Source organism: Acidovorax sp. MR-S7 (genome assembly GCF_000400995.2).
Taxonomy (GTDB): domain Bacteria; phylum Pseudomonadota; class Gammaproteobacteria; order Burkholderiales; family Burkholderiaceae_C; genus MR-S7.
Genome location: NZ_DF238968.1, coordinates 18,794 through 29,132 on the forward strand (window position 1 = coordinate 18,794; position 10,339 = coordinate 29,132).

Annotated in this window: 8 protein-coding genes; 3 read left to right on the forward strand and 5 right to left on the reverse strand. The window is 68.6% G+C overall.

Annotated features, from left to right (window positions below; all coding sequences use genetic code 11):
• The first annotated feature begins 60 nt into the window (after positions 1–60).
• The gene (locus tag AVS7_RS18660) at positions 61–2,247 is read left to right on the forward strand and encodes a PhoX family phosphatase (RefSeq protein ID WP_020229574.1); all 2,187 of its coding nucleotides are present in this window, start codon (positions 61–63) and stop codon (positions 2,245–2,247) included.
• A gap of 92 nt (positions 2,248–2,339) precedes the next feature.
• Here AVS7_RS18660 and AVS7_RS18665 read toward each other — a convergent pair whose 3' ends face one another.
• The 5 genes from AVS7_RS18665 to AVS7_RS18685 all read right to left on the reverse strand — a co-directional run bounded on the left by AVS7_RS18665 (position 2,340) and on the right by AVS7_RS18685 (position 6,263).
• A complete protein-coding gene (locus AVS7_RS18665) occupies positions 2,340–3,146 on the reverse strand; it encodes a BPSS1780 family membrane protein (protein WP_020229575.1) in 807 nt (268 codons plus the stop codon).
• Positions 3,143–4,108: a homoserine kinase gene (locus AVS7_RS18670; RefSeq protein WP_020229576.1), complete on the reverse strand. Its 966-nt coding sequence runs from the start codon at positions 4,106–4,108 to the stop codon at positions 3,143–3,145. The genes AVS7_RS18665 and AVS7_RS18670 overlap by 4 nt, the downstream gene beginning before the upstream one ends.
• A gap of 67 nt (positions 4,109–4,175) precedes the next feature.
• A complete protein-coding gene (locus AVS7_RS18675; RefSeq protein WP_020229577.1) occupies positions 4,176–4,544 on the reverse strand; it encodes a hypothetical protein in 369 nt (122 codons plus the stop codon).
• Between the two features lie 16 nt (positions 4,545–4,560).
• Positions 4,561–5,790 carry a serine hydrolase gene (locus AVS7_RS18680; RefSeq protein ID WP_020229578.1) on the reverse strand — a complete coding sequence of 410 codons (1,230 nt, stop codon included), beginning with the start codon at positions 5,788–5,790 and terminating at the stop codon, positions 4,561–4,563.
• A 53-nt stretch (positions 5,791–5,843) separates the two neighbouring features.
• Positions 5,844–6,263: a hypothetical protein gene (locus tag AVS7_RS18685; RefSeq protein WP_020229579.1), complete on the reverse strand. Its 420-nt coding sequence runs from the start codon at positions 6,261–6,263 to the stop codon at positions 5,844–5,846.
• A 94-nt stretch (positions 6,264–6,357) separates the two neighbouring features.
• On the opposite strand from AVS7_RS18685, the gene polA reads away from it, so the two are divergent.
• Entirely contained in the window at positions 6,358–9,120 is a 2,763-nt protein-coding gene (gene polA, locus AVS7_RS18690) for a DNA polymerase I (protein ID WP_020229580.1), read from the forward strand.
• 13 nt (positions 9,121–9,133) lie between these two features.
• A complete protein-coding gene (locus tag AVS7_RS18695) occupies positions 9,134–10,102 on the forward strand; it encodes a LysR family transcriptional regulator (protein ID WP_020229581.1) in 969 nt (322 codons plus the stop codon).
• Positions 10,103–10,339: the final 237 nt, after the last annotated feature.

A 10,339-nucleotide genomic window follows, 5' to 3' on the forward strand; every position in this document is an offset into this window, starting at 1 on the left:
CCACTGTCATGGGGCTTTCCTACGCTGGGCGGGTTTGCACAACCCACCACGAGGAACTTCATGATCGATCCCGATGACATCGGCTACAACACCACTGACAACCCGTCGTTCTCCACGATGGTCGATGCGCGCCTGAGCCGCCGGAACCTGCTGCGCGGCAGCTTCGCCACGGCGGGCGGCGCCATGCTGGGCAGCATCTCGCTGGCCGCATGCGGCGGTGGCGACGATGATCCGGCACCCCCGGCGGCAGGCCTGAAGCTGGGCTTCAACCCCGTGGCCAAGAGCCTGGCCGATGCGGTCGTCGTGCCAGCGGGCTATACCGCCAGCGTGCTCTACCGCCTGGGCGACCCGATCGCCACCGGCGTGGCCGCGTACAAGAACGACGGCACGGACGACCCTGCCACCTACGACCGCCGTGCGGGCGACCACCACGACGGCATGACCTGGTTCGGCGTGGGCGCCAACGGCCGGTGGGACGCCAAGGCCAGCGGCCGCGGCCTGCTGGTGATGAACCACGAGTCGCTGACCCCCGTGTTCCTGCACCCTGCCGGCCGCACGGTCGTCAAGGGCCAGCGCACCGTGCCCAGCGAAGTGGTGCGCGAGTTCTACCTGCATGGCGTGAGCGTGATCGAGACCACGAAGGGATCCGACGGCAAGTGGAGCTACAAGCAGGACTCGGCCTTCAACCGCCGCGTCCATACGCTGACGCCGATGGAGCTGTCCGGCCCCGCGCGCGGCGTGGATGCGGCCAAGACCCGCTACTCGGCCAACGGCACGCGCACGCGCGGCACGGTGAACAACTGCGCCAACGGCACCACGCCCTGGGGCACCTACCTGGCCTGCGAGGAAAACTGGTACGGCTACTTCTACCGCACCTCGGCCAGCGACGACGCCCGGCGCTCCGCGCGCGAGCTGGCTGCCATCAAGCGCTACGGCGTGGGCCCGCAGGAGTTCTACGGCCTGTGGGGCACCACGCAAGGCGCCGCCGATGCCGAGCAGCAGGACACCTTCGACCGCTGGAACCTCGACGTGAAGGGCGAGGCCGCCACCGCCGACTACCGCAACGTTCACAACACCTATGGCTGGGTGGTGGAGATCGACCCCTTCACGCCGGACAGCACGCCGCGCAAGCGCACCGCGCTGGGCCGCTTCGGCCATGAAGGCGCCTGCCTGGGCCGCGTGGAGGCCGGCAAGCCGCTGGTGTGGTACATGGGCGACGACGCGCGCAACGAGTACATCTACAAGTACGTCTCCAACAAGAACTGGGACCCGCAGGATGCCACCGGCGGCCTGGCCGCCGGCGATAAGTACATGGACGACGGCCGGCTCTACGTGGCCCGGTTCAAGGCCGACGGCACGGGCGAGTGGCTGGAGCTGGCGCTGGGCAAGAACGGCATCACCTCGTCCAACGCCGCCTACGGCTTCGCCGACCAGGCCGACGTGGTGCTGCACGCGCGGCTGGCCGCCGATGCGGCGGGCGCGACCAAGATGGACCGCCCCGAGTGGACTGCCGTGAACCCTAAGACGGGCGACGTCTACGTGACGCTGACCAACACCAACGCCTCGTCGCGCCCCATCGACAAGACCGACGCCGCCAACCCGCGCTTCTACAACGACCCCAAGGGTTCCGCCCAGACGGCGCAGACCGGCAACCCTAACGGGCACATCGTGCGCTTCGCCGAAAACGCGGGCAACGCCGGCACCACGTTCACCTGGGATGTGTACCTGTTCGGCGCGCGCTCCACGGCGGGCGCGGACGTCAACGTCTCCGGCCTGACGGCCGACAACGACTTCTCCAGCCCCGACGGCCTGTGGTTCAGCCAGGCCTCGGCCGGGCTGGCCTGGCTGCAGACCGACGATGGCGCCTACACCGACGTGACCAACTGCATGATGCTGGCTGCAGTGCCGGGCAAGGTGGGCGATGGCGGCAGGAAAACCCTCATCAACAAGAGCGGCGACACCACGCGCACCCAGGAGACCATCGTCGGCGCCAAGCCCGGCGAGAAGGACACGCAGCTCAAGCGCTTCCTGATCGGCCCCAAGGGCTGCGAGATCACGGGCATCGCAGAGTCGGGCGATGGCCGCGCGATCTTCGTGAACATCCAGCACCCGGGCGAGGACACCAAGGACGCGGACATCGGCGATCCGTCGAAGTTCCAGAGCCACTGGCCCGACGGCGGCAGCGCCCGCCCGCGCTCGGCCACCATCGTCATCACCCGCACCGACGGCGGCGTCGTAGGCGTCTGACGGAGCGTGCCTCCTGCCTTCAGGCTGGAGGTCGGGCCGCATCCATCGCGCACACGCGTTCAGCGTGTGCGCTTTTTTTGGGGGGGAAGCGCCTACGCGGCGGGGGATTCGGACTGCGGGGCCTCGGGTGCCTCGAAGCAGTCGCGGAAGGTGAACACCACCGACGTGAAGAACATGGCCGCCAGCATGAGCGCCGTTGCCACCATCACGCCGCCGGCCGCGCCGGCGCCCAGGCCGGCCAGCGCCAGCAGCGACACCACGAGGCTGGTGGCGATGCCAGCGCCCAGGAAAACGCCCACCCAGGCGAGCCCGTACACCGTGAACGCGCCCAGGTTGCGCAAGCAGGCCACGATGCTGAAGAATAGCGCCTTCACGGGCGGCACGTTGTGCCAGTGCACCAGGCCCGGCGCATGCCAGAACAGCAGCGACAGCGGCACGTACAGCAGCAGCGACAGCCACATGGCGACCTGGAAGTCGCCGGACTCGGCCAGCTCGCGCGTGAGCGGCTGCCCGCCCAGGTACACCTGTGCGAACTGCCCGCCGTCCACCAGCGCTGACACGCCCATCACCAGCAGGAAGCCCGCGGCATAGAACGCGCCCAGCGCCAGCATGGCGCGCAGCCGCTGGCGGCCGGTGCGGAAGGCGACCAGCAGCAGCGCGGGCGTGGGCATGCGGCCCTGGCTGGCCTGCGCGGCCGCGACCATCATGGCCAGGGTGGCCGAAGGCAGCAGCGCCAGCGCCACCGCGGGGCCGACCAGCGGGAGCACGGTGACCAGCGACATGGCGGCCATGGTGGTGAAGAACAGGGCGGACAGGGCCATGGGCTGGCGCCAGAACACCCGGAGCCCCAAGCGGACCCATTCCAGGCCCGTGCGTGCGGGAACGATGTGCAGTTTCATGCGAGGGCCTCTTCGGCCAGCAGCGGGTGCGCCACGCGCTGGCGCAGCACGCGTTCGAAGTGCGTGGGGTCGTGGGGCGTGAGCATGCTGGCCTCGCGGGGCAGGTAGAAGTCCCACAGGCGCGAGATCCAGAACCGCAGCGCGCCCGCGCGCAGCATGGCGGGCAGCAGCGGGCGCTCGTGCGTGGTGAGCGGGCGCACTGCCTGGTAGGCGGCCAGCAGGGCCTCGGCGCGCTCGGGCGCATGCCGGCCGGTGGGCAGGTCGATGCACCAGTCGTTCAGGCACACGGCCAGGTCGAACAGGAAGGTGTCCACGCCGGCGAAGTAGAAGTCGAAGAAGCCCGTGAGCTCCTCGCTGTCGAACATCACGTTGTCGCGGAACAGGTCGGCGTGGATGGGCCCGCGCGGCAGCGCCGCGTAGGCGGACGAGGCGGCCACGTGGTTCTGGTAGGCCAGCTCGGACGTGAGGAGCGCGGCTTGCTCCGCGCCGATGTGGGGCAGCACCACGGGCACCGTCTCGTTCCACCAGGGCAGGCCGCGCAGGTTGGGCTGGCGGCGCTCGTAGCCGCGCCCGGCCAAGTGCATGCGCGCCAGCATGGCGCCCACGGCCGCGCAGTGCGCGGGCTCGGGAGCGAGCTGGCTCTTGCCGCGCAGCTTGGTGGCCAGCGCGGCGGGCTTGCCCGCCACGGTGTGCAGGATGGCGCCGTGCTTGTCCGCCTGGGGGTCGGGCACGGGAATGCCCGCGTGCGCCAGGTGCTTCATCAGGTGCAGGTAGAACGGCAGCTGTTCGGCCGTCAGGCGCTCGAACAGCGTGAGCACGTACTCGCCCTGGTCGCTGGTCACGAAGTAGTTGGTGTTCTCGATGCCGCCCTCGATGCCGCGCAGCTCGGCCAGCTTGCCCAGTTGCAGGCGGCGCAGCAGCTCGCGCGCGTCCTTGGTGGAGACTTCGGTGAAGACGGCCATCGGGAATCAATAAGGCAAAAAAGAAACAGGCGCTGCGACGGCGCCTGGCGTTGTTGAGAAGGTGCGCTCAGAACTGGCGCAGATTCCACACGCGCGGCGCGTTGATGGAGTCGGATTCGTTGAAATTGCCCGGCCGTGCGCGTGCGCCGTCGTTGGAACGCACCTCGTAGGCGGGCAGCGGCGTGCCGGTCTTGGGCTGCACGGTGATGCTCTGCGTCTGGCCGCCTACGCGCAGTTCCTGAACGCGGCTGCCGGCGTCTTCCACCACGATGCGCTCCACGCGCTGGTTATGGCGGCCTTCACCGTCCTTTTGCTCTTGTTTCAGGAGCTGCTCGCGCTCGCCAGTATTGGGTTGGACGGCATTTTGACCCATATTCTGGGCGAAGGCAGGGGCACTGGCCAGGGCCAGCAGCATCAGGATAGGAACGGCGCGCATGGCGCGATTGTAGGCGTCAGCGCTGGCTGGCGGCTTCGTCGTCCACGGCCTGCTGCACCGCCCGGTAGAACGCCTCGCGCGCCGGGCCGGCCACGGGGTCGCGTGCGCCGCCGGCCCAGTTGGCATGGGAGACGATGACCAGCTGGCGCGCCGGGTCGATGAAGAGGCCCTGGCCGAAGATGCCGCGCGCGGTGAAGCTGCCGTCGTCGTAGGTCCACCACTGGTAGCCGTAGCCGCGCCCGGGCTGGCCGATGCCGGTGCGCGCGGTGGTGGCTTCCTGCAGCCAGCCGTCGGGCACGATGCTCCGGCCTTGCACGCGCGCGCCTTCCAGGATGAACTGCCCGAAGCGCGCGAAGTCCCGCGGCGAGGCCTGGATGCAGCAGCCGCTGATCTCGAGCCCGGTCTTGCTGAGCAGCCAGGTGGCCTGCCGCTCCATGCCCGCGGGCTGCCAGACCTTTTCCTGCAGGTACGTGGCCAGGGGCTTGCCGGTGGCCTGGGCGAGCAGCACGCCCACGAGGTTGGTCTCGCCCGTGCTGTAGTTCCAGCGCGTGCCCGCGGGCGCCGCGCGCGGCAACTGGCGCAGGTAGCTCACCAGGGCGTCCACGCCCGGTTCGGGCCGGTGGCTGTTGAAGCGGGCCACGTCGGACTGCGGGTCGGCGTAGTCCTCGCTCCAGCGCACGCCGGAGGTCATGGTCAGCAGCTGGCGGATGCTCACCACGTCGTAGGCCGAGCCTTTCATGCCGGGGATGTAGTCGCTCACCTTGTCGTCCATGCTGCGGATGTGGCCGTCGCGCAGCGCCGCGCCCACCAGCGTGGAGGTGAAGGACTTGGCCACGGAAAAGCTGGTCCAGCGCCCGCCGTCCTCGAAGTCCAGGCCGTAGCGCTCCAGGCGCAGCCGCCCGCCCTGCAGGACCAGCAGGGCGGCGCTGCGCTGGCCAGCCATGTAGGCGTCGATGTCCAGCGGCAGTGCGAGCGGCGGCCCTGGCGGCAGGGGCCGGGGATCGCCGCCGGGCTGCACGGTGTGCCAGCGCACCAGGAAGGGCAGCCGGTCCATGGCGCGGAAGGCCGCGTCGCGCTGCGGCTGGTTCCAGAACAGCAGGTCGCGGTTGGTGGGCACGGTCCGCAGCAGGCCGCGCGTTTCCTTGTCCAGGCTGAACCAGCCGGCCACGGCGGCCAGGGCCACGGCGCACAGCGCGCCCAGGGCCCACTGGCCCAGGGCGGGTTTCTTGAGGGGTTTCGACGGCATCGCGCGATTGGACAGCCCGCCCGCGTGGCGTGCCATGGGACTTGCCCGCAGGCTCAGGGCCGTGCGGGACAGGTGCCGGCGTCGCAGGACACGGTGCGCTGCGCGATGAAGCTGCGGAAGTTCTTGCCCATCTGGCCCATTTCGGCACACACGTCGCCGCGCGCGTCGAACGCGAAGCCCTGCGTGACGCCGGCGTTGAGCAGTTCCACCCGCGTGAGCCCGTAGCCGGCGAACTGCTCCGGATGGCGCCACTGCTGGGCGCAGATGTTGTGGAAGACGAAGGTGGCGTACACCAGCTCGGTCACCTGCGGCTTGTCCATCTGCAGCCGCAGCACGCCGGCATCGAGCCGCGCCGACTGGATCGCGCTGCCGTGCAGCGCCTTCTGCAGCGTGGGGGGCACATTGGTGAACGCGGTGTCCGCCGCTGCCAGGGTGCAGGCGGTGCAGGCCAGCAGCGCGAATAGCTTTTTCATGGGAGAACGCTTTCTCAGGGAAGCAGGGCGGGCGCCCCGCGCTACGGCCGATTGTGCCGCCGCCCGCGGCCCGCATCCTGTGCACAATCGGCCCATGAGCAACTCCAAAACCCTGCTGCTGGTGGATGGTTCCAGCTACCTCTACCGCGCCTTCCACGCCATGCCCGACCTGCGCGCCGTGCCGGGCGACCCCGCGAGCCCCGCCACGGGTGCGATCCGCGGCATGATCAACATGCTGCAGGCGCTGAAGAAGGAGGTGCAGGCCGACTATGCCGCCTGCGTGTTCGATGCGTCGGGCCCCACCTTCCGCGATGCGTTGTACGCCGAGTACAAGGCCCACCGCGCACCCATGCCCGACGATCTGCGCGCGCAGATCGAGCCCATCCACGAAGTGGTGCGCCTGCTGGGCTGGCCGGTACTGTGCATCGAGGGCGTGGAGGCCGACGACGTGATCGGCACCCTGGCCACGCAGGCGGCGCGCCAGGGCATGCAGGTCGTCATCTCCAGCGGCGACAAGGACCTGAGCCAGCTCGTGGACGAGCGCATCACCATCATCGACACCATGAGCGGCAAGAAGCGCGACGTGGCCGGTGTGACGGCAGAGTTCGGCGTGCCCCCCACGCTCATGGTGGACTACCAGACGCTGGTGGGCGATGCGGTGGACAACGTGCCGGGCGTGCCCAAGGTCGGCCCCAAGACCGCCGCCAAATGGCTCATGGAATACGGCTCGCTGGACAACCTGCTGGCCCATGCCGGCGCCATCAAGGGCGTGGCGGGCGAGAACCTGCGCGGCGCGCTCGCCTGGCTGCCCACGGGGCGCCAGCTCGTCACCATCAAGACCGACTGCGACCTGGTACCACACATGGCGGGCTTTCCTGCTATGGATGCGATAGCTGTCGGCGCTGAGCAGGCGGACGTTCTGGCCGATTTTTATCAGAAATACGGCTTCAAGAGCCTTGCCCGCACGCTGCAGGCGGCGCAGGTGCAGCCCGCGGGGGGCGATCTGTTTTCCCAGCCCGACGCGAGCACCGTCGCCGTCGTCGCGCAGCACCGCGAAGTGGTCTACGACACCATCCTCGCCTGGGAGCAGCTCGACTTGTGGCTGGCCCGCATCGAGGCCGCGCCGCTCGTCGCGGTCGATACCGAAACCACTTCGCTCGACGAGCTGCGCGCCGAGATCGTCGGCATCTCCTTCAGCGTGGAGCCGGGCAGCGCCGCCTACATTCCCCTGGCCCATGACGGCCCGGACGCGCCTGCGCAACTGCCGCTGGCCGAGGTGCTCGCGCGCCTCAAGCCGTGGCTGGAAAACTCTGGCCGTCTGAAGCTGGGCCAGCATGTCAAGTACGACCGCCACGTGTTCGCCAACCACGGCATCGACGTGCGCGGCTACGCGCACGACACCATGCTGCAAAGCTACGTGCTCGAAGTGCACAAGCCCCACGGCCTGGCGAGCCTGGCCGAGCGCCACACGGGCCGCACCGGCATCAGCTACGAAGACCTGTGCGGCAAGGGCGCCAAGCAGATCCCGTTCTCGCAGGTGCCCGTGGACAAGGCAGCCGCCTATTCGTGCGAGGACTCCGACCAGACGCTGGACGTGCACCGCGTGCTCTGGCCGCTGCTGGAGGCCGACGAGAAGCTGCGCGCCATCTACGAACTGGAGATGGCCTGCAGCGAGACGCTGTTCCGCATCGAGCGCAATGGCGTGCGCATCGACGCCGCGCGCCTCGCGGCGCAGAGCCACGACCTGGGCCAGCGCATCCTGAAGCTGGAGCAGGAGGCCTACGACATCGCGGGCCAGCCCTTCAACCTCTCCAGCCCCAAGCAGCTCGGCGAAATCTTCTTCGACAAGCTGGGCATGCCGGTCGTCAAGAAGACCGCCACCGGCGCGCGCAGCACCGACGAAGAGGTGCTGGAGAAGCTGGCCGAGGACTACCCCTTGCCCGCCAAGCTGCTGGAGCACCGCAGCCTGTGCAAGCTCAAGGGCACCTACACCGACAAGCTCGCGCAGCTGGCCGACCCGCGCACCGGCCGCGTGCACACGCACTATGCCCAGGCCGTCGCCGTCACGGGCCGCCTGTCGAGCAACGACCCCAACCTGCAGAACATTCCCATCCGCACGCCCGAAGGCCGCCGCGTGCGCGAGGCCTTCGTCGCCCCGCCGGGCCGCGTGATCGCCAGCTGCGACTACAGCCAGATCGAGCTGCGCATCATGGCGCATATCAGCGGTGACGAAGCCCTGCTGCGTGCCTTCCAGGAAGGGCTCGACGTGCACCGCGCCACGGCGGCGGAGGTGTTCGGCGTGGCCCTGGACCAGGTGAGCAGCGAGCAGCGGCGCTACGCCAAGGTCATCAACTTCGGCCTGATCTACGGCATGAGCAGCTATGGCCTGGCGAAGAACCTGGGTATCGACAACACGGCAGCCAAGAACTACATCGACCGCTACTTCCAGCGCTACCCCGGCGTGTGGCAGTACATGCAGGACACCAAGGCCCAGGCCAAGGCGCGCGGCTATGTGGAGACCGTATTCGGCAGGCGCCTGTACCTGCCCGAGATCAACTCCCCCAACGGCCCGCGCCGCAGCGCCGCCGAGCGTGCCGCCATCAACGCGCCCATGCAGGGCACGGCGGCCGACCTCATCAAGAAGGCCATGGTGCAGGTGCAGGACCTGCTGGACGCCGCCAGGCCCGAGGTGCTCATGATCATGCAGGTGCATGACGAACTCGTCTTCGAGCTGCCCGAGGGCGACGTGGACTGGCTGCGCGCCGAGGTGCCGCGCATCATGGCGGGCGTGGCCGAACTCCAGGTGCCGCTGCTGGCCGAGGTGGGCGTGGGGCCGGACTGGGACAAGGCGCATTGAAGGCCGGCGGAGGATGAAGCAGGCACGGCCCTTCGGCGATGGAGCGCTCATCGAGTGCTTCAAGGAAACGATGATGTTCATCCAGGTGGCCGAGAACCGCAGCTTCACGGTAGCGGCCCAGCGCATGAACGTGACCCCTGCCGGCGTGAGCAAGGGCGTGACCCGGCTGGAGAGAGCGCTGGGCGTGAAGCTGCTCAACCGCTCGACCCGCAGCGTTTCGCTGACGGACGACGGCGAGCGGCTGCTGGCACGCTGGCGCGACATCCTGCTGGCGGTGCAGGCCGCCGAAGGCGAATTGTCCGGGGGCCAGGAAGACCTCAAGGGGAAGCTGAAGATCCATGCGCCGGTGGGGTTGGGGCGCCGGGTCGTCATGCCGCTGCTGATGACCATGGCCAAGAAGTACCCGGACCTGGTGGTCAATGCCGACTTCAGCGACCGCGTGCCCAATCTGGTGGAGGAGGGGCTGGACGTCCTGGTCAAGATCGGCGGCGTGGCGGATTCCCGCATGGTCGCGGGCAAGCTGGCGCACCTGCGTTATGTCACCTGCGCCACGCCTGCCTATCTGGAGCGATGGGGCGTGCCCCGATCTCCTCTGGAAATTGAGCGGCACAACTGCATCGCCTATGTCCAGTGGCAGACGGGGAATATCCACCAGTGGATCTATGAAAAGGGGGATGAGCAGTATGTCCTCACGCCCGCCGGCAATGTCGGCGTGAACCATCCGGAGGCCATTCTCGACGCAGTGCTCAGCGGCGCCGGCATCGCGCGCATGGCCAGTTTCATCGCGGCGCCAGCGGTGATCGACGGGCGGCTGCGCATGGTTCTGGACGACTGGATGCCCAAAGGGCCGGAGATCCAGCTGGTGTACCAGCCGAGCAAATTCCAGTCGCCCCGGCTCCGAACCTTCATCGAGCACATGCTCGAGGCGATCCCCTCCTATCCGCCTTGGGAAAAGGCGATGGGCCTGCCGCCCGCCGGATGAGGGCAGGGAATAACCCCTGAGATAGTTGAATCCGGGTTAAGAGTGTTTGTTCCAGCGGGGGATTTTTCAAGGAAACCAGCTTGCCTACATTGCGTTGACACGAATACGGTTCTTGCCCGGTGAATGGGCGAAACCCCCGATCAACGAATTTCCCTAGGGAGGTTCTGCAAAACCTCCCGGCCCGGTGGCAGGCAAGCATCGGATGAGCGAGGATCGGGGCCATGGACCAGATCAACC